25 protein-coding genes are annotated in these 25,934 nt (G+C 67.8%); 13 read left to right on the top strand and 12 right to left on the bottom strand.

The features are described 5' to 3' along the window. Positions 1–5 precede the first annotated feature (5 nt). From F804_RS0109455 to F804_RS0109415, 9 genes are all read left to right on the top strand, one after another. Positions 6–1,085: a microcin C ABC transporter permease YejB gene (locus tag F804_RS0109455; RefSeq protein ID WP_022707508.1), complete on the top strand. Its 1,080-nt coding sequence runs from the start codon at positions 6–8 to the stop codon at positions 1,083–1,085. Beyond that, positions 1,085–2,188 (top strand): ABC transporter permease, encoded by a 1,104-nt coding sequence (locus F804_RS0109450; RefSeq protein WP_022707507.1) that lies wholly within the window; start codon positions 1,085–1,087, stop codon positions 2,186–2,188. The genes F804_RS0109455 and F804_RS0109450 overlap by 1 nt, the downstream gene beginning before the upstream one ends. Continuing rightward, positions 2,185–3,807 (top strand): ABC transporter ATP-binding protein, encoded by a 1,623-nt coding sequence (locus tag F804_RS0109445; protein ID WP_022707506.1) that lies wholly within the window; start codon positions 2,185–2,187, stop codon positions 3,805–3,807. Before F804_RS0109450 ends, F804_RS0109445 begins: the two co-directional genes overlap by 4 nt. Beyond that, on the top strand, positions 3,804–5,027 hold the full coding sequence (locus F804_RS0109440; protein ID WP_022707505.1) for a glycosyltransferase: 1,224 nt from the start codon (positions 3,804–3,806) through the stop codon (positions 5,025–5,027). The genes F804_RS0109445 and F804_RS0109440 overlap by 4 nt, the downstream gene beginning before the upstream one ends. Positions 5,028–5,057: 30 nt before the next feature. Continuing rightward, positions 5,058–6,467, top strand: coding sequence for a cysteine--tRNA ligase (gene cysS, locus F804_RS0109435; RefSeq protein WP_022707504.1), 1,410 nt, complete (start codon positions 5,058–5,060; stop codon positions 6,465–6,467). Then, positions 6,464–7,234, top strand: a complete 771-nt coding sequence (locus F804_RS0109430) for a squalene/phytoene synthase family protein (RefSeq protein WP_022707503.1) — start codon at positions 6,464–6,466, stop codon at positions 7,232–7,234. The genes cysS and F804_RS0109430 overlap by 4 nt, the downstream gene beginning before the upstream one ends. 84 nt (positions 7,235–7,318) lie before the next feature. Further along, positions 7,319–8,191, top strand: coding sequence for an ABC transporter permease (locus tag F804_RS0109425; RefSeq protein ID WP_022707502.1), 873 nt, complete (start codon positions 7,319–7,321; stop codon positions 8,189–8,191). Then, a complete protein-coding gene (locus F804_RS0109420; RefSeq protein ID WP_022707501.1) occupies positions 8,188–9,006 on the top strand; it encodes an ABC transporter permease in 819 nt (272 codons plus the stop codon). The genes F804_RS0109425 and F804_RS0109420 overlap by 4 nt, the downstream gene beginning before the upstream one ends. Continuing rightward, positions 9,003–10,106 carry an ABC transporter ATP-binding protein gene (locus F804_RS0109415; protein WP_169447689.1) on the top strand — a complete coding sequence of 368 codons (1,104 nt, stop codon included), beginning with the start codon at positions 9,003–9,005 and terminating at the stop codon, positions 10,104–10,106. Before F804_RS0109420 ends, F804_RS0109415 begins: the two co-directional genes overlap by 4 nt. Here the strand turns inward: F804_RS0109415 and F804_RS0109410 are convergent. The 10 genes from F804_RS0109410 to F804_RS0109365 form a co-directional block, all read right to left on the bottom strand. Next, positions 10,103–11,440: a cytochrome P450 gene (locus F804_RS0109410; protein ID WP_022707499.1), complete on the bottom strand. Its 1,338-nt coding sequence runs from the start codon at positions 11,438–11,440 to the stop codon at positions 10,103–10,105. The genes F804_RS0109415 and F804_RS0109410 overlap by 4 nt on opposite strands. Then, on the bottom strand, positions 11,437–12,612 hold the full coding sequence (locus F804_RS16130) for a hypothetical protein (RefSeq protein ID WP_022707498.1): 1,176 nt from the start codon (positions 12,610–12,612) through the stop codon (positions 11,437–11,439). Before F804_RS16130 ends, F804_RS0109410 begins: the two co-directional genes overlap by 4 nt. Before the next feature lie 41 nt (positions 12,613–12,653). After that, positions 12,654–13,337, bottom strand: a complete 684-nt coding sequence (locus tag F804_RS0109400; protein WP_022707497.1) for a M48 family metallopeptidase — start codon at positions 13,335–13,337, stop codon at positions 12,654–12,656. Positions 13,338–13,377: 40 nt separating this feature from the next. Next, positions 13,378–14,559, bottom strand: coding sequence for a vWA domain-containing protein (locus F804_RS0109395; RefSeq protein WP_022707496.1), 1,182 nt, complete (start codon positions 14,557–14,559; stop codon positions 13,378–13,380). After that, positions 14,559–14,723 (bottom strand): hypothetical protein, encoded by a 165-nt coding sequence (locus F804_RS17515; protein ID WP_169447688.1) that lies wholly within the window; start codon positions 14,721–14,723, stop codon positions 14,559–14,561. Before F804_RS17515 ends, F804_RS0109395 begins: the two co-directional genes overlap by 1 nt. Before the next feature lie 73 nt (positions 14,724–14,796). Then, complete coding sequence (locus tag F804_RS0109385) at positions 14,797–16,110, bottom strand: GH1 family beta-glucosidase (RefSeq protein ID WP_022707494.1); 1,314 nt, start codon at positions 16,108–16,110, stop codon at positions 14,797–14,799. Positions 16,111–16,169: 59 nt separating this feature from the next. Further along, on the bottom strand, positions 16,170–16,979 hold the full coding sequence (locus F804_RS0109380) for a metal ABC transporter permease (RefSeq protein ID WP_022707493.1): 810 nt from the start codon (positions 16,977–16,979) through the stop codon (positions 16,170–16,172). After that, the gene (locus F804_RS0109375; RefSeq protein ID WP_022707492.1) at positions 16,976–17,839 is read right to left on the bottom strand and encodes a metal ABC transporter permease; all 864 of its coding nucleotides are present in this window, start codon (positions 17,837–17,839) and stop codon (positions 16,976–16,978) included. Before F804_RS0109375 ends, F804_RS0109380 begins: the two co-directional genes overlap by 4 nt. Then, positions 17,839–18,690: a manganese/iron ABC transporter ATP-binding protein gene (locus F804_RS0109370; RefSeq protein WP_022707491.1), complete on the bottom strand. Its 852-nt coding sequence runs from the start codon at positions 18,688–18,690 to the stop codon at positions 17,839–17,841. The genes F804_RS0109375 and F804_RS0109370 overlap by 1 nt, the downstream gene beginning before the upstream one ends. Beyond that, a complete protein-coding gene (locus F804_RS0109365) occupies positions 18,687–19,559 on the bottom strand; it encodes a metal ABC transporter substrate-binding protein (RefSeq protein WP_022707490.1) in 873 nt (290 codons plus the stop codon). Before F804_RS0109365 ends, F804_RS0109370 begins: the two co-directional genes overlap by 4 nt. 100 nt (positions 19,560–19,659) lie before the next feature. On the opposite strand from F804_RS0109365, the gene F804_RS0109360 reads away from it, so the two are divergent. Next, positions 19,660–20,091, top strand: a complete 432-nt coding sequence (locus F804_RS0109360; protein WP_022707489.1) for a Fur family transcriptional regulator — start codon at positions 19,660–19,662, stop codon at positions 20,089–20,091. 1 nt (position 20,092) lies between these two features. Further along, a complete protein-coding gene (locus F804_RS0109355) occupies positions 20,093–20,455 on the top strand; it encodes a YigZ family protein (RefSeq protein ID WP_028725824.1) in 363 nt (120 codons plus the stop codon). 21 nt (positions 20,456–20,476) lie between these two features. Here the strand turns inward: F804_RS0109355 and F804_RS0109350 are convergent, their stop codons facing one another. Beyond that, the gene (locus F804_RS0109350; protein ID WP_022707487.1) at positions 20,477–21,454 is read right to left on the bottom strand and encodes a zinc-binding dehydrogenase; all 978 of its coding nucleotides are present in this window, start codon (positions 21,452–21,454) and stop codon (positions 20,477–20,479) included. A gap of 187 nt (positions 21,455–21,641) precedes the next feature. Between F804_RS0109350 and F804_RS0109345 the strand changes: the two genes are divergently transcribed. Continuing rightward, positions 21,642–23,486: an ABC-F family ATP-binding cassette domain-containing protein gene (locus tag F804_RS0109345; protein WP_022707486.1), complete on the top strand. Its 1,845-nt coding sequence runs from the start codon at positions 21,642–21,644 to the stop codon at positions 23,484–23,486. Between the two features lie 108 nt (positions 23,487–23,594). Then, positions 23,595–24,332 carry a MipA/OmpV family protein gene (locus F804_RS0109340; protein ID WP_022707485.1) on the top strand — a complete coding sequence of 246 codons (738 nt, stop codon included), beginning with the start codon at positions 23,595–23,597 and terminating at the stop codon, positions 24,330–24,332. A gap of 169 nt (positions 24,333–24,501) precedes the next feature. On the opposite strand, the gene F804_RS0109335 is transcribed toward F804_RS0109340, so the two are convergent. Next, a complete protein-coding gene (locus F804_RS0109335) occupies positions 24,502–25,914 on the bottom strand; it encodes a M20 family metallopeptidase (RefSeq protein ID WP_022707484.1) in 1,413 nt (470 codons plus the stop codon). Positions 25,915–25,934: the final 20 nt, after the last annotated feature.

Here is a 25,934-nt window from a genome sequence, read left to right as displayed (position 1 = left end):
GGCTGATGGGCGCCTATATCCTGCGGCGTTTGCTGCTGATCATCCCCACCTTGATCGGCATCATGCTGGTCAATTTCACGCTGACGCAATTCGTGCCGGGCGGCCCGATCGAACAGATCGCGGCGCAGATCCAGGGCGAAGGCGACGCGCTGCGCAACATTTCCGGCGGCGGGGCCGAGGCCGGGATGGGCGCATCCCAGGAACGATACGAGGGCGCACGCGGCCTGCCGCCCGAATTCATCGCCCAGCTTGAACAGGAATTCGGCTTCGACAAGCCGCCGGTCGAACGCTTCTTCACCATGCTGTGGAACTATGTCCGCTTCGATTTCGGGACCAGCTGGTTCCGCTCGATCAGCGTGGTGGACCTGGTGGTGGAAAAGATGCCCGTGTCCATCACGCTGGGGCTGTGGTCCACGATCATCGCCTATCTGATCTCGATCCCGCTTGGCATCCGCAAGGCGGTCAGGGACGGGTCGCGCTTCGACACCTGGACCTCGGGCGTGATCATCATGGCCTATGCGATCCCGGCCTTCCTGTTCGCGGTCATCCTGATGGTGCTGTTCGCGGGCGGCAGCTATTGGCAGGTGTTCCCGCTTCGGGGGCTGACCTCGGACAATTTCGCGGACCTGTCTGCCTGGGGCAAGATCAAGGACTATGCCTGGCACGCGACGCTGCCGGTGATCGCGGCGACGATCAGCAGCTTTGCCACGCTGACCCTGCTGACCAAGAACAGCTTCTTGGACGAGATCAACAAGCAATACGTCATGACCGCCCGCGCCAAGGGCCTGACCGAACGGCGGGTGCTGTATGGTCACGTCTTCCGCAACGCGATGCTGATCGTGATCGCGGGCTTTCCGGCGATGTTCCTGGGCGTGTTCTTCGGATCGAGCATCCTGATCGAGACGATCTTCTCGCTCGACGGTCTCGGGCGCCTCGGCTTCGAGGCGGCGGTGCAGCGCGACTATCCGGTGATCTTCGGCACGCTCTATGTCTTCGGGCTGCTGAGCCTTGTCGTCGGGATCCTGTCCGACCTGATGTATGTCTTCGTCGATCCGCGCATCGACTTTGAAAAAAGGGCCGGCTGATGGCCATGTCCGAACTGAACCGCCGCCGCTGGCGCAACTTCCGCAGCAATGGCCGCGCCTTCTGGTCGCTGGTGATCTTCTCGGTCCTGTTCGTCGTCTCGATGTTCGCCGAGATCGTGGCCAACGACAAACCGATCCTTGTCAGCTATCGCGGCGACCTGTTCGTGCCGGCCTATCGCTTCTATCCGGAAACGGCCTTCGGGGGCGATTTCGGGACCGAGGCCATCTATCGCGACGAGGCGGTGCAGTGCCTCATCGTGTCGGGCGGGCGCGAGGAATGCTGGGACGACCCCGAGGGGTATATCGAGGCCGTCCATGACGGCAGCGCGGGCGTCCCCAAGGCCGAGCAGGGCTGGATGATCTGGCCGCCCGTCCCCTATCATTTCCGCACGATCAACAACGTGGGCACCGCCCCCAGTGCGCCCGACGGCGATCACTGGCTGGGCACCGACGACACGGCGCGCGACGTGCTGGCGCGGGTGATCTACGGGTTCCGCACCTCGATCCTGTTCACGCTGATCGTGACGGTGGTCGCATCGTCCATCGGCATCGCGGCAGGGGCGGTGCAGGGCTATTTCGGCGGACGGACGGACCTTATCTTCCAGCGGGTGCTGGAGATCTGGGCCTCGACCCCCAGCCTGTACGTCATCATCATCCTGTTCGCGATCCTCGGGCGCAGCTTCTGGCTGCTGGTCTTCGTCACCATCCTGTTCGGCTGGCCCGCGCTGGTGGGGGTCGTCCGGGCCGAGTTCCTGAGGGCACGGAACTTCGAATATGTCCGTGCCGCGCGCGCCCTTGGCGTCAGCGACCGCAAGATCATGTTCCGCCATATCCTGCCCAACGCCATGGTCGCCACGCTGACGATGCTGCCCTTCGTCGTCACCGGCACGATCAGCGGCCTGGCCGCGCTGGACTACCTCGGCTACGGCCTGCCTGCGGGGGCGGCATCGCTTGGGGAAATGGCACTGCAGGCGAAACAGAACCTGCAGGCGCCTTGGCTGGCCTTCACCGCCTTCTTCACCTTCGCCATCATGCTGTCGCTGCTGGTCTTCGTCTTCGAAGGCATCCGCGACGCCTTCGACCCGCGAAAGACCTTCAGATGAGCCGTCCCGATCAGAACCCGGTCGCAGACCCCGTGCTGCAGGTCAGCGACCTGACCATCGGCTTCCGGTCCGAGGGCCGCGTCGTGCCTGCCGTCAAGGGCGTCAGCTTCCACATCGCGCGGGGCGAGACGGTCGCGCTGGTGGGCGAATCCGGGTCGGGAAAATCGGTGACGGCGCTGTCCACGGTGCAGCTTCTGGCGGGGCAGGCGCAGGTCGGCGGCTCGGTCCGCTATGGCGGGCGCGAACTGGTCGGCGCCCCCGAGAAGACGCTGCGCGACATTCGCGGCAACGACATCAGCTTCATCTTCCAGGAGCCGATGACCTCGCTCAACCCGCTGCACACGCTGGAAAAGCAGCTGAGCGAGAGCATTGCCCTGCACCAGGGCCTGCAGGGCGACGCGGCGCGCGCGCGCATCGTGGAGCTGCTGACGCGCGTGGGCATCCGCGAACCGGAATCGCGGCTGGGCGATTACCCGCACCAGCTGTCGGGCGGGCAGCGCCAGCGCGTCATGATCGCGATGGCGCTGGCGAACCGCCCCGAGCTGCTGATCGCGGACGAGCCGACGACCGCGCTGGACGTCACCATCCAGGCGCAGATCCTGGAGCTGCTGGCCGAACTGAAGGCGGCCGAAGGGCTGTCCATGCTGTTCATCAGCCACGATCTGAACATCGTGCGCCGCATCGCCGACCGCGTCTGCGTCATGAAGGACGGAGAGATCGTCGAGGAAGGCCCGGTCGAGGCGATCTTTGCCGATCCGCAGCACCCCTACACCCGCAAGCTGCTGGGCGCGGCACCGACCGGCCTTGCAGAACCCGTCGCCCCCGACGCCCCCGAACTGGTCCGGACCGAGGATCTGAAGGTCTGGTTCCCGATCCAGCGCGGGCTGCTGCGCCGCACGGTCGGGCATGTGAAGGCCGTGAACGGCGCCTCGGTCAGCGTCAGGGCGGGCGAGACGCTTGGCATCGTGGGCGAATCCGGCAGCGGCAAGACCACGCTGGCCCTGGCCATCATGCGGCTGATCGATAGCGACGGGCCGGTCCTGTTCATGGGGCAGGACATCCGCGGCTGGAAGGGCGCGCAGCTGCGCCGCCTGCGCCGCGACATGCAGATCGTGTTCCAGGACCCCTATGGCAGCCTGTCGCCCCGCATGACGGTGGAACAGATCATCGCCGAGGGGCTGGGCGTGCACGGCGTCGACAAGGGCACCGACCGCCGCCGCCTCGTGGCTGACATCATGGCCGAGGTGGGGCTGCCGCCCGAGGCGATGCACCGCTATCCCCACGAATTCAGCGGCGGGCAGCGCCAGCGCATCGCCATCGCCCGCGCGATGATCCTGCGTCCCAAGGTGGTGGTCCTGGACGAGCCGACCAGCGCGCTGGACATGACCGTCCAGGTCCAGATCGTCGAGCTGCTGCGCAACCTGCAGCGCAAGCACGGGCTGGCCTTCCTGTTCATCAGTCACGACCTGCGCGTCGTCCGCGCCATGTCGCACCACATCATGGTGATGCGCGCCGGCGAGGTGATCGAACAGGGCCCGACCGAAGCCATCTACGACCACCCGTCCCACGAATACACGAGGACGCTGCTGCAGGCGGCGTTTGCGGGCGGCCACGGATGAAGATCCTCTTCGTGCACCAGAACTTTCCGGGGCAGTTTCCGCATCTTGCCCCGGCCCTCGCGGCACGCGGGCACGAGGTCGTGGCCCTGACCGACGAACGCAACCAGCGGCCCAGCCCCGTGCGCGTCCTGCGCTACAAGTCGCCCGAAAAGGTGCAGACTGACAGCGCGCTCGGGCGGACCTACAGCGAGCATGCCGAACGCGGGCTGCTGGCGGCACGGGGCGCGCGCGCCATGCGCGACCGGCACGGCTTCCATCCCGACGTGATCATCGGCCATCCCGGCTGGGGCGAGACGCTGTTCCTGCGCGAGATCTGGCCCGAGGCGAAGCTGCTGGTCTATGCCGAGCTGATGTACCGCACGCGCGGCCACGACGTGGGCTTCGACCCCGAGATCAGCCCCGCCCGCGACGAGACGCGGTTCCTGACCGTCGCGCGGTCGGCACATCTGCTGCAGGGCGTCCTGCAGGCGGACGCGGCCATCGCGCCCACGCGTTACCAGGCCGACAGCTTTCCGCCGGAACTGCGCGGCAAGATCGGCGTCATGCATGACGGGATCGACACGGACCGCGTGGCCCCGAACCCGGATGCCGCCCTGACGCTGCCCGACGGGCGCGTGCTGCGCGCGGGCGACGAGGTGCTGGGCTTCGTGTCGCGGTCGCTCGAACCCTATCGCGGGTTCCACGTGTTCATGCGCGCCCTGCCGCGGGTGCTGCGCGAAAGGCCCGATGCGCAGGTCGTGCTGATCGGGTCCGAGGGTGTCAGCTATGGCGGCAAACCCCATGACGCGGGCAGCTGGAAGGAGAAGCTGCTGGCCGAGGTCGGCGGCGATCTGGACCTCGGGCGCGTGCATTTCCTGGGGCGGGTGCCCTATGACGATTATCTGTCGCTGCTGCAGGTGGCGCGGGTGCATTGCTATCTGACCTATCCCTTCGTGCTGTCCTGGTCGCTGACCGAGGCGATGTCGGCGGGCGCCTATGTGGTGGGGTCGGATACAGAACCGGTCCGCGAACTGATCCGCGACGGAGAGAACGGCCGCCTCGTGCCGTTCTTCGACCGCGATGCGCTGGCCACGGCGCTGGTGCGCGGGCTGGCGGGCGATCCCGACGCGCCCCGCCTGCGAGAGGCCGCGCGGACCACGATCCGCAAGGGCTATGACCTGCGCAGCCTGTGCCTTCCGCGCCAGATCGACTGGGTGGAAAGCTTCGGGCCGATGCGGTAAACCCCCACGACTTCACGAAAGAGGGCCAAGATGGTTCGGATCCGCCTGACGAATACCCGCAGCCGCCGGAAAGAGGAGATGACGCCCATCGACGCGTCGAACGTGCGGCTGTATCTGTGTGGGCCGACCGTCTATGACCGCGCGCATCTGGGCAATGCCCGTCCCGTGCTGGTCTTCGACGTCCTGGTAAGGCTGTTGCGCCATGTTTATGGCGCGGATGCAGTGACTTACGTGCGGAACTTCACCGATGTCGACGACAAGATCAACGCCGAGGCGCAGCGCCGCAAGGCCGCCGGAAGCCCGCTGTCGCTGGAACAGCTGATCGCCGAGCGGACCGAGGAGACGATCGGCTGGTATCACGACGACATGGACGCGATCGGGGCGGGGCGTCCCGACCACGAGCCGCGTGCGACCGCCTATGTCGGCCAGATGATCGAGATGATTTCCGACCTGATCGCCAAGGGGCACGCCTATGCCGCCGAGGGGCATGTGCTGTTCGACGTGCGGTCCTTCCCGGATTACGGCAAGCTGTCGGGGCGTTCGGTGGACGACATGATCGCGGGCGCGCGGGTCGAGGTCGCGCCCTTCAAGCGCGATCCGATGGATTTCGTGCTGTGGAAGCCCTCGACCGAGGATCTGCCGGGCTGGGACAGTCCCTGGGGCCGTGGTCGTCCGGGCTGGCATATCGAATGCTCGGCCATGTCGGCGGCGCTGCTGGGGCCCAGCTTCGACATCCATGGCGGCGGGATCGACCTGCAGTTCCCACACCACGAGAACGAGATCGCCCAGAGCTGCTGCGCCCATCCGCAGGCATCCTTCGCCAATATCTGGCTGCATAACGAGATGCTGCAGGTCGAGGGCAAGAAGATGTCGAAATCGCTCGGGAATTTCTTCACCGTGCGGGACCTGCTGGACAAGGGCGTGCCGGGCGAGGTGATCCGCTTCGTCATGCTGTCCACCCATTACCGCAAGCCGATGGACTGGACCGAGGCGAAGGCGCGGGAAGCCGACGCGACCTTGCGGCGGTGGCGTGGTCTCGTCGCGGGCGTCGAACCCGCGACGAGCCCTGCGCCTGCCGTTCTGGAGGCGCTTGCCGACGACCTGAACACCGCAGGCGCGATTGCGGCGTTGCACGATCTGGCGGGGCAGGGCGATGCGGCCGCGCTTCTGGCCTCGGCGCGGATGCTGGGGCTGCTGCTGCCGGACATGGGCGCCTGGACCGAGGCCGGCGACGATGCGGCGGCGCTGATCGACAGCCTGCTGACCGCCCGCGCCGAGGCCCGCAAGTCGCGCGATTTCGCCCGTGCAGACGCGATCCGCGACGGCTTTGCCGCCGTGGGCGTCGAGGTCAAGGACACGCCGCAGGGGCCGGAATGGGCGCTGTCTGCGGGCTTCGACGCCGATGCGCTGGCGAAGCTGGCGGCGGATCTGGGCGCGTGACGCTGGAGGCCTGCACCGGGGCGCTGCGCGAGCACGACCCCGACCGGTTCGGGGCCGTCCTTGCCGCGCAGCCGCAGGACCGTGCGGGTCTTCTGACGCTCTATGCGCTGAACCTCGAGGTGGCGCGCGCGCCCTTCCAGTCGAACGAGCCGGGCCTGGCCGAGATCCGCCTGCAATGGTGGATCGACCGGCTGGAGGAGATGGGCCGCGGCACGCCCCCGCCGCTGCACGACGTTCTGACGCCGCTCTGGGATGCGTGGGGGCAGGGGGCGGGTGCGCTTTCCGGCCTGCCCGAAGCCCGGCGGCGCGATTGCGAGCGGCAGCCGCTGCGCGATGCGGATGCCGTCATCGCCTATGTCGATGCGACGGCAGGGCCGCTGATGGCCGCCGCCGCACGCCTTTGCGGCACGCCCGAAGGCGCGATGGACATCGTGGCGCTTCAGGCGCGGGGGGCGGGGCTTGCCGCTTGGTTGCGCGCATTGCCCAAGCTGCAGGCAATGGGGCTGGGCCTGCCGCAGCCCGATCCCGATGCGGCGCGCGCGCTGGCCGGGACCGCGCGCGATGCGCTGCGGCTGGCCGCGCGCAGGCATCGCCGGATCAAGGGCCGCGCGGCGCCCGCGCTCTATCCCGGGCCGCGTGTGCCGCGCCTGCTGTCCGAGATCGCGTCTGGCCGCGTCGATCCCTTCGTCGAGACGCCCGGCATCTCGCCCTTCCAGCGGCGGGCCTCGCTTGCGCGGCTGGGGCTGACCGGGCGCTGGTGGCGCTGAGGCGCGCGAAAGAATCGCTTCACCTTGCACGATCCCTGTGGAAGGAATGAGGGGCGGAACACAGGCACCCCGGAAAGGATCGCGATGGCCAGAGCCAGATTCGACGCAGAGGCTCGGGCGGGCCTGACGCTGATTTCTCCGCCGTTCTTCTATGCGCTGGTGATCCTGGCCGCGCCGGTTCTGACGATCCTGACCTACAGCTTCCTGACCGACGGATACCTAGAGGTCCTGCGGGAGTTCACGCTGGACAATTACCGCGAGGTGCTGTCCGACCCGATCGTGCGGGTGGTGATGACGCGGTCGCTGGTCGTGGCAGGCATCGTGACCTTCGCGACCGTCGCGCTGGCCTTTCCCATCGCGTACTATGTCAGCTTCATGGTCCGGCCCGAGCGCAAGGCGATGTGGCTGTTCCTGATCACGATCCCCTTCTGGACCAGCTATCTGATCCGGGTTTTCCTGTGGAAGGTGATCCTGGGCTATAACGGGGTGATCAACAGCAGCCTGACGGGGCTGGGCATCATCGACGAGCCGCTGACCTTCATCCTCTACAACGTCAATTCGATCGTGCTGACGCTGGCCCATGCCTATGCACCCTTCGCGATCCTGCCGATCTTCGTCGCGCTGGAGAAGATCGACCGGTCCCTGCTGGAGGCCGGCCGCGACCTGGGCGAGAGCCGCGCGATGACCTTCTGGCGGGTGACGCTGCCCCTGACGATGCCGGGCGTGGTCGCGGCATCGCTGATCGTCTTCATCCCGACCATCGGCGATTATGTCACCCCCGAGGTGATCGGCGGCGGCAAGATCCCGATGATCGCGAACATGATCCAGGTGCAGATGCTGGCGCTGGACAACCGACCCCTGGGGTCAGCGCTGGCGGTGACCGCGATGCTGGCGGTGGCGGTGATCAGCGTGATCTTCCTGTTCCTCAACCGCCGTTTCCTGAGGACGCGCCAATGAGCATCCATTCCAATGGCCGGGGGCTGCAGATCTATGCCGTGGCCTATCTGCTGTTCCTCTATGCGCCCATCGTCCTGCTGCCGCTGTTCGCGTTCAATTCGGGCACGATCATCGCCTTTCCGCTGCAGGGCTTCTCGTTGCAGTGGTTCGACGAGATGTGGGGCAATGCCACGCTGCGCCGCGCGCTGACGAATTCGCTGACCATCGCGGTCGCGTCATCGGTGCTGGCGACCTGCCTCGGGATCTTCGCGGCCCGCGCCTCGACCCGGTTCGAGTTTCCGATGAAGGGCGGCATCATGGGGCTGATCATGCTGCCCATGGTCCTGCCCGAGATCATCGTGGCGATGTCGCTTCTGGTCGTGCTGCTGGGCATGGGGGTGCAGCTGTCGCTGCTGACCGTGATCCTGGGCCACACGCTGATCGCCATGCCCTACGGCATCGCGATCCTGTCCACGGCCTTCTCCTCGCTGGATCGGTCGCTGGAGGAGGCGGCCTATGACCTGGGCGAGACGAAGTGGAGCGCGTTCCGCCTGGTGACGCTGCCGCTGGTCATGCCGGGGATCATCAGCAGCCTGCTGATATCCTTCACGATCAGCCTCGATGAATTCATCATCGCCTTCTTCCTTGCGGGCAACGAACCCACGCTGCCCACCTATATCTTCAGCCAGCTGCGGTTCCCGCGCGCGATCCCCGTGATCATGGCGCTTGGCACCGTGCTGGTCGTCCTGTCGATCGTCCTGCTGGCGATCGGCGAATATTTCCGCCGCCGGGGCAATGCCCGCATCGGCGGTTCCGCGACCGGAGGCCTGATGTGAACGACGCAGCCAAGACCATGATCGAATGCGATGGCGTCCAGAAATACTATGGCGACTATCACGCGCTGCGGGGCATCGACCTGAAGATCCGGGCGGGCGAGTTCTTCTCGCTTCTGGGGCCGTCGGGCTGCGGCAAGACCACGCTTCTGCGCACCATCGCGGGCTTCGAGGATATCGGCGAAGGGGCCGTTCTGATCGATGGCAAGCGGATGGAGGACGTGCCCGCGAACAAGCGGCCGACCAACATGGTCTTCCAGTCCTATGCGATCTTCCCGCATCTGACCGTGGCCGAGAACGTGGCCTTCGGTCTGCGCCGCGATCCGCGTTCCAAGGCCGAGAAGGCCGCCGCCGTGGACGAGGCGCTGGCGATGGTCGGCCTCAAGGGATACGGCGCGCGGGCGGCCCATGCGCTGTCGGGCGGTCAGCGCCAGCGGGTCGCGCTGGCCCGTGCGCTGATCCTGAAGCCCAAGGTGCTGCTGCTGGACGAGCCGCTTTCGGCCTTGGACCGCAAGATGCGCGAACAGATGCAGGTGGAACTGATCAAGCTGCAGCGCCAGGTCGGCATCACCTTCGTGCTGGTCACCCACGACCAGGAGGAAGCGCTGGTCATGTCCGACCGCATCGCCGTCATGTTCGAGGGCGAGATCGCGCAGCTGGACGGCCCCGAGGCGCTCTATGCCCGGCCCGCCACGCGCCGGGTCGCGGATTTCATCGGGGTGATGAACTTCCTGCCCGCCAAGGTGCTGTCCGACATCGCCGGCAAGGTCGTGGTCGAGATCCCGGGCCTGGGGCAGGTCGAGCTGCCCGAAGGCCAGTGCAGCATGTCCAACCCCGACGATGACGGCCCGATGATCGGCTTCCGCCCCGAGACGATGACCATCGTCGCCGCGGGCCAGAGCCATACCCAGCCCCGAGAGACCGAGGCCGTGATCGACGAGGTCGTCTATTACGGCGACATGACCTATTACGACCTGCGGCTGGACGCGCGGCAGCGCCCGGTGCGGATTTCGATGCGCAACGTCTTCGGTCGCGAGGTCCCCGAGGTCGGCACCCGCGTCCGCGTGGCATGGTCGCCGGGATCGCTGGTCCTGTTCCGCTAGGATCGGGGGGCCAGGTCCAGCCAGATGCCGTCGCGCGCGCGGATCGTCAGCCGCGCGACGGGTTCGGGGCGGCGTTCGGTCGTGCGCAGCCTGTGCGCCCCCGTGATCGCCGCCAGCATCACGACGCCTTCGACCATCGCCAGCGACGCGCCGGGACAGGCGCGCGGTCCGGCCGAGAACGGCAGGTAGGCCCGCCTTGCGCTGGTCTTGCCCTCGGGCGTGTCCCACCGCGCGGGGTCGAATTCGTCGGGCCGGTCCCACAGGCGCTGATGGCGGTGCAGATGCCAGGGCGACACGACCAGCTGCGCGCCCCTTGGCACGGCGCGGTCGCGGAAGATCTGGGGTGTCACCGCCTCTCGGGCGAACATCGCGACCGCCGGATAAAGACGCAGCGCCTCGCGGAAGACCGCGCGCGTGGTCTTGAGGCGCGAGACGCTGGCGAAATCATCCGACAGAAGCGCGGCCTCGGCGGCGACGCGGTCCTGCCATTCGGGATGCTCGGCCAGAAGCCACAGCGCCCAGGCCAGCACGGATGCGCTGGTCTCGTGCCCCGCAAGGAACAGGACGGCGACCTGGTCGACCATCTCGGGGGCGGTGAAGCGTTGGCCGGTCTGGGGGTCGGGGGTCGTCATGATCTTGGTCGCCAGATCTTCGGGCGCGGTGCCCGCATCGATCGCGCGCTGGCGTTCGGCCACCAGTTCCGCGATCAGGCCGCGGATATGCCCCGCCGTGGCGCGGGTCCGGCGCGAATGCGGGCGCGGCATCCAGCGCGGCAGGGGCAGCAGCGCGGCCAGGTTCACCAGCGGCTGGGCTTCCTGGTGGCGGCGGAACGCGTCGAAGACCTGCGCGGCGATGCCCTGTTCGACGGGCATCGAGAACAGGCTGCGAAAGATCACGTCGGCGGCCGCATGGGCGGCGTGCGGTTCGATATCGACGCGGCCCGCGGGCAGCCGATCCGACGCCGCCCGCGCGGCTTGCAGGATCGCGGGAAAGCTTTCGCGGACGCGGCCGCCTTCGAATGCGGGGTCGATGATGCGGCGCTGGCGGGCCCAATCCGCGCCGTTGCTGATGAAGACGCCGTTGCCCAGCAGGGGGGCAAGCCCTTCGCGCATGCGGTTCGACTTGGGGAAGTCGGCGGGGTGGTCCTGCAGGATGGTGCGCAGAAGCGCGGGATCGTTGCAGAAGAAGCTGTGGATCAGCGGGCTGCGGAACTCGGCCATCCACGCGCGATAGAGCCGTTCCGGCAATGCGCCCAGCAGGTCGCTGCGAAACCCGCGCATCAGGCGCAGCAGCGTTCCGCGACCCTCGGCCCCCCTGGGGCGGGGGGCGGTCACGGGCGGGCGCCCACGGGGCGGGTGATCAGCCCGGGCGAGGGTTTGCGCCCGGCGAAACGTTCCGCCAGGGGCAGCGGCCCCGCCGTGATCGCGAAGTAATCGTAATCCCCCGGCCTGTCGAAGGCGCAGAGATACTGGAAATGCAGCTTGAACCAGCGGTTCCGCAACCGCGCCAGCCGTTCGGGCGACAGCGTCTGCGTATAGGCCGCCGACACGACCAGCGGCCATTTCTGCCGATCGTCGCCCATCCCGCAGACCGCCACCGGATCGCACAGCGCGAAGCAGCAGGCATCGCCCGGCGCGGTCACGTCCAGCCAGAAGATGCCGCTGGCCCGCGACAGGTATCCCAGATCGTCGCGCAGCCGGTCCGCATCGGGCAGGAAGGCCGCCATCGGGACGACATGCCCAAGCGTCATCAGCGACAGCGCCGGCCGCGCGCGCGCGGGACGCTCGCGCAGCAGATCCGCCAGCAGCGAGACCGCAAGATAGGCCCCCGAGCTGTGGCCGATGACCAGCACCTCGTCCAGGTCGTCGTCCAGCAGGTCCGACAGGCGCCTGCGGAACGCGGCCAGCCGATCCTCCAGCGCGGGGGGGTATGCGCCCTTCTGGACGGCGGTGAAGGCATAGTCGTGCATCAGGTAATAGGCGAACAGCCTGCCATCCAGCCGCCGCCCCAGCACCAGCACCCCCCAGAACGCGGCCAGCGCCGGGGGCAGGGCGAACCAGCCGAGGGGCAGCGCCCAGGCCACCAGCCACGCCGCCAGCACCGCCGCCAGCAGCTGCGCCAGCAGCACCGCGAAGGGATAGAACGCCGCCAGCACCGGCCCCCGCCGCAGCCGCATCAGGCGCGGGACCGCACCGCTGGCCATGTAGATCCAGAAGGTCCGCACCATCAGCCCGTAGGTGCCCAGGATGCCGCGCCCCATCGAGGCCTGGACGATGTCGGTCCATTGCAGCACCTCGAACGTGGCGGCGACCGGGCGTCCCTCGATTTCGGCATCGACGGTCCAGCCGAAATTCGGCCCCTGCCTTGCGCCCGACAGCTTGATCCGGTGCCCCGAGATGCGCGCCTGCTCGGCCCCTTCGCGGCGGTAAAGCTCGCGGTAGCGGCGGGGCGGGATCGGGTCGAAGCCCGGCAGGTACAGGACGTGGCGGCGGAAGGGTCGGGTCATGCGGGCCTCTGATTTCATTGCCACAATAGGGGGGTGCCCGCTCAGGTTGAAGTCCAGCGGGCCTCTTGCGCCTGGATGGCCTCGATCCGCTTGGCGGCGGGCGGGTGGGACATGGCCCAGGCGGGCGGCGCGGCGCGGGCACCGGTCAGGGTGTCCAGCTTGCGGAACAGCGATATCTGCGGGTCGGTCCCGATGCCCGCCTTGATCAGCAGCGCCGCGGCAAAGCGGTCTGCCTCGAACTCGTCCTGCCGCGACAGGCGGGCGGCGATGGCGGTGGCCACGATATTGGCGACCCAGGCGCCGACCCCCGGCAGGACGCGCCCCAGGATCCCCGCCAGCAGCATCCGCACCGCGTTCTGCCCCGCGAAGTCGATCATCCGCCTGCGCGAATGGCCAAGGCTGACATGGCCCAGTTCATGGGCGATGACGCTGGCCAGTTCCTCGGGGGTGACCTCGCCCTGGTCCAGCTTGTCCATGAAGCCGCGCGTCAGGAAGATGCGCCCGTCGGGGGCCGCAAGCCCGTTCACGGGTGCGACCTCGTGGATCAGCGCGCGGATCGGGGGCACGCCCATCGCGCGGCTCATCCGGTCCATCAGCGGGGTCAGCCGCCCGTCCGACAGCGGGGTCGAGTAGCGGTTCAGCTCCTTGTGCAGACGCCACGCGGAAAAGAACCACATGGCAAGCACATAGAGCAGCATCAGGATGAGGGGCGTCAGCTTCAGCATGGGGGCAGGATGGCCCAAGCCCCGCGCGGATGGAAGCGTCTCAGCCCAGGATGCGCATGGCCCGCGTCAATCCGTCCAGCGTCATGGGCAGCATCCGCCCCTCGAACAGCTGGCCGATCATGCCGATGGATTGGGTGTATCCCCAATGCGCCTCGGGGACGGGGTTCAGCCAGACATGGTCGGGGAAGGTCTCGGCCAAGCGGCGCAGCCAGACCTCGCCTGCCTCGGGGTTCCAGTGCTCGTTCGCGCCACCCGGCACCGCGATCTCGTAGGGAGACATGGACGCGTCGCCCACCACGATGCACTTGTAGTCGCGCCCGAAGCGGTGAAGCACGTCCCAGGTCGGCATCTGCTCGTTCCAGCGGCGGCGATTGTCCGTCCACACGCCCTCATAGAGGCAGTTGTGGAAGTAGAAATGCTGCATGTGCTTGAACTCGGCCCGCGCGGCGCTGAACAGCTCGTCCACGACGCGGATATGGTCGTCCATGCTGCCGCCCACGTCCAGGAACAGCAGCACCTTGACCGCGTTGCGGCGTTCGGGCCGCGTCTGCACGTCGATATAGCCGTGATCGGCGGTGGCCCGGATCGTGGCGGGCAGGTCCAGCTCGTCCGAGGCGCCGTGGCGGGCCCATTGGCGCAACCGCTTCAGCGCGACCTTGATGTTGCGGGTGCCCAGTTCGACATTGTCGTCGAAATCGCGGAATTCCCGCTTGTCCCAGACCTTGACCGCGCGGCGGTGGCGGCTTTCGTCCTGGCCGATCCGCACGCCCTCGGGGTTGTAGCCATAGGCCCCGAAGGGAGAGGTGCCCGCCGTGCCCACCCACTTGTTGCCGCCCTGGTGGCGGCCCTGCTGTTCGGCCAGCCTCTCGCGCAGCTTGCGCATCAGCTCCTCGAAGCTGCCCGATCCTTCGATCGCGGCCTTCTCCTCGTCGCTCAGCAGCTTCTCGGCCAGCTTCTCCAGCCAGTCGCGGGGCAGGGCGCGTTCATCGACCAGCGCCTCGACGGGGATGTCCTGAAGCCCCGCGAAGGTTTCCGCGAAGGCCCGGTCGAAGCGGTCCAGGTGGCGCTCGTCCTTGACCAGCGCCATCCGCGCGAAGTGATAGAAGCCGTCGACGGTCCAGCCCGCCACGCCCTTCGACATCCCCTCCATCAGGTCCAGCCATTCCCGCAGCGATACCGGCACGCCCTGGCGGCGGAGGCTGTCGAGGAAGGGCAGGAACATCAGACCGACCTGTCGATGACGACCGTGGCAAGAACCCCCGCCGCCGCCAGCGCGATGGCGTGGACGGCGGCATACTGGATGCGGTCGCGGGTGTCCCCGCCCAGCTTGCCCGCGCGGTGCCAGCCCAATGCGGCCCCGATGACGATGGCTGCGATGACGATCATGGCCTGTGCCCCCCTGCGGTCATGGATCCGTTGCAGATAGCGCGCGGGCGGCATCGTCGCAACATGGCGCGCATCAGCCTGCCAGCATCGCGCGCATGGCGTGCCAGCTGGATTTCGGCGTCCGCTTCTGGGTCGCGTAATCGACATGGACCAGCCCGAAGCGCGGCCCGTATCCCCAGCCCCATTCGTAATTGTCCAGAAGCGACCAGTAGAAGAACCCGCGCAGGTTCACGCCCTGATCCATCGCAGCCTTTGCCGCGCGAAGGTGATCGCCGATGAAGGCCACGCGCGTGGGGTCCTGCGTCACGTCCGGGCCCGCGGCCTCGGCCATGCCGTTCTCGGTCACGAAGATGGGCAGATCGCCCACATGGTCGCGCTTGAGGCGGGTCAGGAACTCGGTCAGGCCCTCGGGGCGAATCTCCCAGTCCATCTGGGTCTTGGGCAGGGGGCCGGCCACGTCGCGGGCGGCGGGCCACAGCCCCGCGCCGGGGGCATGCAGCTTGCGGGTGTAGTAATTCACCCCCAGCCAGTCGATCGGCTGGGCGATGGCTTGCATGTCCTCTTCCCAGCCCGCGGGCATGTGGGGGCGCAGCCCTTCCAGCGCGGCCTCGGGATAGCCCTGTCCCATGACGGCGCGGATGAACCACTGGTTGTAGATGGCGTCCTGCACCTCGGCGGTGCGGGCGGCGGCGGGGGTGTCGTCGGCGGGGTGCGCGGTCTCGAAGTTCAGGACGATCCCGAGGTTCTTCGCCCCCTCGGCCCGCAGGGCGGACATGGCCTGCCCATGGGCCAGCAGCACGTGGTGCATGGCATGACCCGCCGCGCGGATGTCGCGCAGGCCCGGCGCGTGATGGCCCAGGAAATGCGACAGCCAGGCGATGCACCACGGCTCGTTCAGGGTGGCCGCACCGGCGATGCGGTCGCCCAGCCGCGCATTCACCGCCACGCAGTAATCGGCGAAGCGGGCCGCGATGTCGCGGTTCTGCCAGCCGCCCTTGACCGCAAGCGCCGCGGGCAGTTCCCAGTGGTAATAGGTCAGATGCGGTTGCAGCCCGCGTTCCAGCATCCCGTCGACCAGCCGGTCGTAGAAATCCATCCCCTCGGGGTTCGGCGTCGCGCCGTCGGGCATCACCCGCGCCCAGCTGGTCGAGAAGCGATAGGCCCCCATTCCCGCATCGCGGATCAGGTCCAGATCCTCGGGCCAGCGGTTGTAATGGTCGCAGGCGATGCTGCCGTTGCTGTCATCCATGATGTTGCCCGGCGTGGCGGCAAAGCTGTCCCAGTGGGACGCGCCCGCATTCCCGTTCGAGGACCCCTCGATCTGATAGGCCGAGGTGGCGGCACCGAAGACGAAATCGGCGGGAAAGTCCGAGCGGGGTGGCAGCATGACGCCCTCCTTGATTGCGCCGGAATGCTGGCATGCTGCCACGCCATTTGAAAGGGGCCTCAGACGCGGATCTGACGCCAGGCGAAGGCCAGCACGAAGCAGCCCGTCAGGATCACGATGATCGTGGGGGCGGGCGCGCTGTCCAGCCAGAAGCTGGCCCAGACCCCTGCCAGCGATGCCCCGACCGCGATGACCGTGGCGACCGCCATCATCGCCTGCAGCCTGCGCGTCAGCAGGAAGGCGATGGCCCCCGGCGCGATCAGCAGGCCGATCGACAGGATGATGCCGACCGAGGACAGCATCGCCACCACCGATGCCGCGATCATCGCCAGCAGCCCGTAATGCAGCCAGCCCGTGCGCAGCCCCGACACGCGCGCCTGCACCGGATCGAAGGCCAGCAGCGCGAAGTCGCGCCATTTCAGCAGCAGGATCCCCGTCACCGCCACCGCGATGGGCACCGCCTGCGCGAAGTCCTGCGGCCCGATGCCGAGGATGTTGCCGAACAGGATGTGGTCCAGATGCACGTTGCTGGGGAACATCACGAACAGGATCAGGCCAAGCGCGAACATGCCTGCCATGACGACGCCCAGGGCCGTGTCGGACTTGATGCGGCTGTTGGCGTCCAGCCAGCCCGCGCCCGTCGCGCAGATCATCCCCGCGACGAAGGCCCCCGCCAGCAGCGGCAGCCCCAGGATATAGGCCAGCACGATGCCGGGGAACACGGCGTGGCTGATCCCGTCGCCCATCAGCGCCCAGCCCTTCAGGACCAGGAAGCAGCTGAGGATCGCCGCCGGGATCGCCACGATCACCGCGATCATGGCCGCATCGGCCATCACGGGAAAGCTGAAGGGAAGGGTCAGCCAGCTCATGTCCTGCCCCCTTCGACGGCGGCGCGGGCGCGCCTGCGCGATGCCAGCACGCCATGGGTCGGCGCGAAGGCGAAGGCCAGCAGGAACAGGATCGTCTGCAGCGCCACGATGATCCCGCCCGTCGCCCCGTCGATGAAGAAGCTGGCATAGGCCCCGACCGCCGAAGTCGTGCTGCCGATCGCGACGGAAATCGCGATCAGGCGCGGAAAGCGATCGGTCAGCAGATAGGCCGTGGCCCCCGGCGTCACGACCAGCGCGATCACGAGGAACGCGCCCACGGTCTGCATCGCGGCCACGGTGGATGCCGCCAGCAGGGTGAAGAACAGCGCCTTCAGGCGGGTGGGGTGCAGGCCCACGGTGCGGGCGTGGCTCTCGTCGAAGAAGACCACCATCAGGTCGCGCCATTTCAGCAGCAGGATTGCCAGCGAGACGCCAGATATCAGCAGCAGCTGCACCACGTCCCCCGGCGCGATGGCCAGGATGTTGCCCATGGTGATCAGCTGCAGGTCCACCGCGACGGGGTTCAGCGACACGATGAACAGCCCCACCCCGAAGAAGCCGGTGAAGATCAGCCCGATGATGGCGTCCTGCTTCAGGCCCGTGCGGTTGTTCAGGAACAGCATGCTCAGCGCGGCCAGCCCGCCCGCAAGGAAGGCACCGATCGCGAAGGGCAGCCCCAGCATGTAGGCGCCCGCGACGCCCGGGACGATGGAGTGGGACAGCGCATCGCCGATCAGGCTCCAGCCCTTGAGCATCAGATAGGCCGACAGGAAGGCGCAGACCCCGCCCACCAGCGCCGAGACCCAGATCGCCGTCGCCATGTAGCCGTATTCGAACGGCGTCAGCAGCAGCTCCAGCATCACGCGCCGCCCCCGGTGCGGTGCTGGTCGTCATAGAAGATCAGCGGGCGTTCGTCGTCCGTGAAGACATCCACGGCCCGGTGGTCCGGATCGTCGTGCAGGTCGCTTCCGCCCAGCATGAAGTGGCGCAGCACGCCGCCGAACGCCTCGCGCAGGTTTTCGGGGGTGAAGGTCGTGGCGGTCGGGCCGGATGCCAGCACCGTGCCCTTCACCAGCACCACGCGGTCGCAATATTCGGGGACCGACCCCAGGTCGTGGGTCGATACCAGCATCACGCGCCCCTCGTCCCGCATCTGGCGCAGAAGGGCGATGATCGCCTGTTCGGTTTCCACGTCGACGCCGGTGAAGGGTTCGTCCAGCAGGATGACCTGCGCCTCTTGCGCCAGGGCACGGGCCAGGAAGACGCGCTTCTTCTGGCCGCCCGACAACTCGCCGATCTGGCGCTGGGCGAAATCGGTCATGCCGACGCGGGCCAGTGCCAATGCGACGGCCTGCCGGTCGGCCGCCCGCGCGCGGCGCAGGAACCCCATATGCCCGTAGCGCCCCATCATCACCACGTCCTCGACCAGCACCGGAAAGCTCCAGTCCACCTCCTCGGATTGGGGCACATAGGCCACGAGGTTGCGGGCCAGCGCCTGCCGCACCTCCAGCCCCATGATCGACACCCGCCCGGATGCGTGGTGCAGCAGCCCCATCAGCGCCTTGAACAGGGTCGATTTCCCCGCGCCGTTCACCCCCACCAGTGCCGTCACCGAGGCACGCGGCACGGTGAAGGTCGCGTCGTGCAGCGCGCGGTGGCCGTTGCGATAGGCGACGGTCAGGCCCGCCGCCTCTATTCCGTGATCGCTCACTCGGAGATCCCTTCGATGATCGTCTCGGACGTGACGCGCAGCAGGTCCAGATATGTCGGGACCGGCCCGGACGCATCCGACAGGCTGTCGACATACAGAACGCCGCCATAGGCCGCCCCGGTTTCACGCGCGATGCGTTTCGCTGGTCGGTCGCTGACCGTGCTTTCCGAGAAGATCACCGGCGCGCCGCTGTCGCGCATGCTGTCGATCAGCGCGCGGACCTGCTGGGGCGTGCCCTGACCGTCGGAATTGATCGGCCACAGATACAGTTCGGACAGCCCGAAATCCCGCGCCAGATAGGAGAACGCCCCCTCGGACGAGACCAGCCAGCGGCGGTCCTCGGGCAGGGCGCGGGCCGCGTCGCGCAGCGGGCCGATCACCCCGGCGATCTGCGCCTTGTAGGTTTCGGCATTGGCGGCATAGGTCGCGGCGTTGTCCGGGTCCACCTCGGACAGGGCGGTCGCGATGTTGTCCACGTAGATCAGTGCGGAATCCAGCGCCATCCAGGCATGGGGGTTCGGTCGCCCGTCGTAATCGCCCCCGGTGATCGAGATGGGCTGGACCCCGTCCGACAGCACCGCGACCGGCACATCGCCCGCGCGCGACAGGAACTGCTGCGTCCAGTCGTCCAGGTTCATGCCGTTCACGATGATCAGGTCGCTGTCGCTGATGGCGATCACGTCGCGGGGCGTGGGTTCGTATCCGTGGATCTCGGCGCCGGGGGGCGTGATCGAGTTCACCTCGGCCAGGTCGCCCGCGACGTTGCGGGCCATGTCGGCCAGGATGGTGAAGCTGGTCGCGACCTTCAGGTCATCGGCATGGGCCGTCAGCGGCGACAGAAGAAGCAGGGCAGTCAGGGTGCGAAGCATGTCGTTGGACCTCCTGCGCCGGAGCTTCTGCGAATCGTTCGCAACTGTCAACAGTTGAGAACCAGTTGCAACTGACGCCGGTCCGGTGCATGCTGAAACCATGAGCAAGCCATTTCAGAACGATGCGCGGGCGGCCGCGCTGGAAGATGCGCTGCGGGCGGCGGGCGTGCGGGTCACGCGCCAGCGTGCGGCGCTGCTGGGGGTCATCGCCTCGGCCGAGGATCATCCCGACGCGGCCGAGCTGCACGCCCGTGCGGTCGCCGCGGGGGCAGGGGTGTCGCTGGCCACCGTCTATCGCACGCTGACGACGCTGCAGACCCAGGGCGTGATCGAGAAGCTGGAATTCCAGGGCGAACCCGCCCGGTGGGAGGCCGCCGACCAGTCCCATCACGACCACATGATCGACGTGGACAGCGGCGAGGTGATGGAGTTCCACAACGAACGCATCGAGCGTCTTCAGGCCGAGATCGCGGCCGAGATGGGATACGAGATCGTGCATCACAGGCTGGAACTCTATGTCCGACGGCGTTGAGATGCAGGTCTTCGACAAGATCATCTCGGATCGCGGATCGAAATACGCGGTCGCGGGCGGTCCGGTGACCGACAAGGCGGGCGTCGAGGCGCTGCTGGCCGAGCTGAAGCGGACCAAGCGGTTCCAGAAGGCCACCCATCACAGCTGGGCCGCGATCCTGTCGGGCGAACCGGCCAAGGACGACGACGGCGAGGGCGGGGCGGGCATGCTGATCCTGCAGATGCTGGAACGCGCGGGTCTGACCGATCACGTCGTGATCGTCACGCGCTGGTATGGCGGCAAGCATCTGGGCGGCGACAGGTTCCGGCATGTCGCGGATGCCGTGCGCCATTACCTGGCGCAGACGGGGTTGGGCGAGGGCTGAGCGCCCCCGCCCGAAGCCTGCTTACGGCTTGAACATGATCTTGCCGTTGCGGCCCGCCGTCAGGCTGGCCTTCGCGGCCTCGCGCGGGTTCTCCAGCGCGAAATCGCCGCCCGAGGTCAGGACCAGCTTGCCGTTCAGGATCAGCCGGATCAGTTCGCCGAACATGCGCTGGCGATCCTCGGCGGGGGTCTGGGTCATGACGATGGCACCCCAGAAGCCCTTGACCGTGATGTGCTTGAAGATCAGCTGACCCGAGGACAGCGGCAGGGTCGGTTCGGCCATCGCGCCGAAGGTGACCAGCAGCCCTTCGTGGCCCAGCAGTTCGACCAGATCGCCCGCGACCTGACCGCCCACGCTGTCGATCGCCGCGCGTGCGCCGTCATCGCCGACGATCGCCTTCGCCTTGGCGATCCAGTCCGGATCGTCGGTCGAGACGACGTTCTGCAGGCCCGCCTCTGTCAGTTCCTTCACCGCAGCCTCGCGGCGGACAAGGTTCAGCAGCTTGACCCCGCGTTCGCGCGCCAACACGTCCATGATGCGCCCGACCGCGCCGTTCGCGGCGGTCTGGACGACCCAGTCGCCTTCCTTGACGTTGAGGAACTCCAGCAGCGTGATGGTGCTGAAGGGCATGGCGATCAGCTGGGCGGCGGCCTCGTCCGACATCTCGTCGGGGACGGGGATCACGGCATCGGCGCGGCCGATCACGTATTCGGCCCAGGCGCCCGGGATGCCCGCAGCGGCGACGCGGCGGCCCTTCAGCGCGGGATCGACCTCGGGGCCGACCTCCTCGACGATCCCGACGGCCTCGCTGCCGGCGGTGGCGGGCAGCTGGGGCTTCGTGCCGTAGGTGCCCCGGATCGTCCACAGGTCGTGGTTGTGGATCGGGGCCATGATGACCTTGATCAGCACTTCGCCGGCCTTGGGGCTGGGGCGGTCGATTTCGACCTGCTGCAGGACGTCCTGGGGTTCGCCGAACGTCTCGTGGCCTACGCTGCGCATGATTTGTCCTTTCGGTTCAATTGGTCCCGCCCGGGGGCCGGTGCCGCCGGGCGGTGAATGAGGGAACATATGAAGGGCCGCGCCCACCCGCCAGTTCCATTCCGGTGAATACTGAATCCGCCATGCGCGGTCGATTGCCGGCGCGGCGGTCATTGACGGTCGGGCCGGGATCGGTCATGCCCGCGCCATGCTGCGCATCGATGACATCTCCTATTCCATCCAGGGCCGCCCGCTGTTCGAGCAGGCATCGGCCACCATTCCCGAAGGTCACAAGATCGGCCTTGTCGGTCCCAACGGGGCCGGCAAGACCACGCTGTTCAAGCTGATCAAGGGCGAACTGTCGCTGGACGGGGGCGAGATATCGCTGCCCTCGCGGGCCCGGATCGGGGGCGTGGCGCAGGAAAGCGCCGCGACCGGGATCTCGGTGCTGGACACGGTCCTGGCCGCCGACAAGGAACGCGCCGCCCTGATGGCCGAGGCCGAGCAGGCGACCGACCCGACCCGCATCGCCGAGGTGCAGACCCGCCTTGCCGATATCGACGCATGGTCCGCCGAGGCGCGGGCCGCGACGATCCTCGACGGGCTGGGCTTCTCGACCGCGGACCAGGCGCGGCCGACCAGCGATTTCAGCGGCGGCTGGCGGATGCGCGTCGCGCTGGCGGGCGTGCTGTTCGCCCAGCCCGACCTGCTGCTGCTGGACGAACCGACCAACTACCTGGACCTGGAAGGGGCGCTGTGGCTGGAAAGCTATCTGGCGCGGTACCCGCATACGGTCATCATCATCAGCCACGATCGCGGCCTTCTGAACCGCGCCGTCGGGCATATCCTGCATCTCGAGGCGAAGAAGCTGACGCTCTATACCGGCGGCTATGACAGCTTCACCAGGATGCGCGCCGAGAAGCGGGCCCTGCTGGCCGCCGAGGCCAAGAAGCAGGCCGACCGCCGCGCGCATCTGCAAAGCTTCGTGGACCGCTTCGGCGCGACCGCCAGCAAGGCGCGCCAGGCGCAGGCCCGCGTCAAGATGCTGGCCAAGATGGAGCCGATCACCGCCCCCGAAGAGGCCAAGTTCCACCGCTTCACCTTCCCCCAGCCCGAGGGGCTGTCCCCGCCCATCGTCGCGATGGAGGGCGTGTCCGTCGGCTATGGCGACCGCGCGGTCCTGCGCAAGCTGAACCTGCGCATCGACCAGGACGACCGCATCGCGCTTCTGGGCCGCAACGGTCAGGGCAAGTCCACGCTGTCGAAGCTGCTGGCCGAGCGGCTGGGCACGATGGCGGGGCACATCACGCGTTCCACCAAGCTGCGCGTCGGCTATTTCGCCCAGCACCAGGTGGACGAGCTTCACCTGGACGAGACCCCGCTGGATCACATCCGCAGCCTGCGCCCGGACGAGGGGCAGGCCAAGCAGCGCGCGCGCCTTGCGGGCTTCGGCCTGATGGAGGCCCAGGCCGAGACCAAGGTCGGCCAGCTGTCGGGCGGCCAGAAGGCCCGCCTGTCGCTGCTGATCGCGACGATCGACGCGCCGCATCTGCTGATCCTGGACGAACCGACCAACCACCTGGACATCGAAAGCCGCGAGGCCCTGTCCGAGGCGCTGAACGACTATACCGGCGCGGTGGTGCTGGTCAGCCACGACATGCACCTGCTGGGGCTGGTGGCGGACCGGCTGTGGCTGGTCAAGGATGGCGACGTGGCCCCCTACGAGGGCGATCTGGACGATTACCGCCGCTTCCTGCTGACCGGCAACAGCGCGCCCCCCGCCAAGGAACAGCCGAAAGCCGCGCCCAAGCGTGCCCCCCGCGACGAGCTGCTGAACCTGCGCGCCGAGGTTCGCCGCGCCGAGGAGCGGGTCGGCAAGCTGACCGACATGCTGTCGAAGCTGGACGTGAAGCTGGCGGATCCGGCGCTCTACAACGACCCCTACGAGGCCGAGAAATGGGGCAAGAAGCACGCCGAGGCGCGGCAGGCCATGACCCGCGCCGAAGCCCTGTGGCTGGAGGCGCTGGAGAAGCTGGAGAAGGCCGAGGCCTGACCTGTTGCGAAAATGCGCCATGGTGCCCCTGCGGCGCCGTGGCTGTTGCCAGTGGGGCGGGGTGAAAGTTAGATGGTGCAAACCTCCTCGCACCTTCGGATTCGCCCCATGAAATACGTCCTCGCATTCGCCGTTCTTGCCGCCACGCCCGCATTCGCGCAGGATTTCGGCACGGGCGAGCGCGTCTTCTCATTCGACCTGGGGCTGGGTGCGACCGTGGGGCCGGAATATCCCGGTTCGGACGAGGGCGAGGTCTCGCCCTGGGTCATCTGGCGCAACGCGGGCTTCGGCACGGGCGCGGGCGGCACGAAGCAGGGCTTCTCGATCTCGCCGTCCTTCGGCACGGTGGGTGAACGCGATACCGCCGACTATCCCGAGCTGTCGGGCCTGAACGACATCGACCGCGCCTATGAGCTGGGCCTGCGCGTCAGCTATGGTGCGGGTCCGGTGACGGCCTATGGCAGCCTGCGTCGCGGCTTCGACGGCCACGAGGGGCTGACCGGCGAGGTCGGCGCGAAGTACCGCACCGAGCTGAGCGACCGCCTGACGCTGTGGTCGGGTGCCGAGCTGGTCTATGGCGACGACGAGTTCAACAACACCTATTTCGGCGTGACCGCGGCCGAAAGCGCCGCCAGCGGCCTGGCCGAGACCCAGCCCGGCGGTGGCCTGAACGAGGCCGCGATCAGCTTCGAGGCGAAATACGCCATGACGGAAAACACCGCCCTGCTGGGCGAGATCCGTTACGGCAAGCTGATCGGCGACGCCGCCGACAGCCCCGTCGTCCAAGAGGAATACCAGCCCTCGCTGCGCCTGGGCGTCACGCGCCGCTTCTCGTTCGGGTTCTGAGGCCGCGCCTGACCTTGCGTCGGGACTGAAGGGTACCTCGATTTCTACGGAATGGTCGCAGCGATGCTGCGGCCATTCTTGTTTCGGATGGGGCATGTTGGTGTCCCCGCCGAATTTCGGGACCGTCAGTTGTCCGAACCGCCCATCGCAGGGGCGGTCCGGCTCGATCTCAGACCTCGACCGGCGGGTTCGTGCCCTGCGGGATCGGGCAGGAATAGGGGAAGTCCGCCAGCAATTCCTGGTGGGCGGCCTTCGCACGCGCGATCAGGTCGGGGTCGGTCAGCGCCGCGCGGGCAGTCGATGCCATCACCTTGGCCGCGTGCAACATGCCTTTGTGGGCGGCGGGCGCCTTGCCCTGCGCGGTCTGCTGCCAGCTGTGCAGCGCGGTTCCGATCGCGCAGGTCGCGACGCGTGCCTGAACCGTGGGGACGGCCCAGCTGACATCGCCCACATCGGTCGATCCCATGCCCCCCATGAAGGGGCGATCCAGCGGCGCGATGAAGTCGCACATCGTCTTGTCGTAATCGGGTTTCATCGCCAGCCGCTGGAAGGTGTCCGCGATATCGTCGCGGGTCAGCGTGCTGCGGATCTGCGAGCCGAACTCGTGGTCGGCCTCGTCGAAGGGAACGGGCCCCAGGGCCTCGAACTCGGCCTGCATGGCCTCGGACAGGGGGCGGTTCTCGGTCAGGTTCGACACCGCCGAGAAGACCTTCGAGGTGACCTTGGTGCCCGACATCAGGGCCGCGCCGTCCGCGATGTTGCGGACGCGTTCGACCAGCGACTGAAGCCCGGCAAGGTCCGGGCTGCGGATCAGCTGGCGCACGGTCGCCTTGGACTGCACCACGTTCGGGGCGATCCCGCCCGCATCCAGATAGGCGTAGTGCACACGGGCGGCGTCCGGCATGTGTTCGCGCATGTAATTGATGCCGATATTCATCAGCTCGACCGAATCCAACGCGGAACGACCCAGTTCGGGGGCGCCGGCGGCATGGGCCGCCTTGCCGTGGAAGGTGAAATCGATGCGGGTATTGGCCAGCGAACGCATGTCGTCCACCGCGTTGAAGCTGGCAGGGTGCCAGGTGACCGCGATGTCCACGTCATCGAACTGACCGTCGCGCACCATGTACGTCTTGGCGGCGCCGCCTTCCTCGGCGGGGCAGCCATAATAGCGGACGCGACCGGGCAGGCCCTCGGCGGCAAGCCAGTCCTTGACCGCTGTCGCCGCCGAGAGCGCGGCCGAGCCCAGCAGGTTGTGCCCGCAGCCGTGTCCGAAACCGTGATCCGCGATCTGCTTCGGTTCAGCCAGCCCCGGTTCCTGCGACAGGCCGGGCAGCGCGTCGTATTCGCCGAGGATGGCGATGACCGGGCCGCCTTCGCCCGCCTCGCCCATGACGGCGGTCGGGATGCCGGCGACATTGCGTGTCACACGGAAACCCTGCGCCTCGAGCATCTCGGTATGGGCCGCGCAGGATTTCTTCTCGGTATAGGCCAGCTCGGGGGTGTCGAAGACCCTGTCGGCCAGCCCGGTGAACTCGGGGGCCTTTGCATCGACATGGGACCAGACGGGGTTGTCGTTACGCATTCTCTTCTCCGTTGTTTCCG

The organism is Paracoccus zeaxanthinifaciens ATCC 21588 (assembly GCF_000420145.1).
GTDB lineage: Bacteria > Pseudomonadota > Alphaproteobacteria > Rhodobacterales > Rhodobacteraceae > Paracoccus > Paracoccus zeaxanthinifaciens.
The sequence above is the reverse complement of the archived record's forward strand: the minus strand, read 5'-3'. Positions and strand labels throughout refer to the sequence as shown.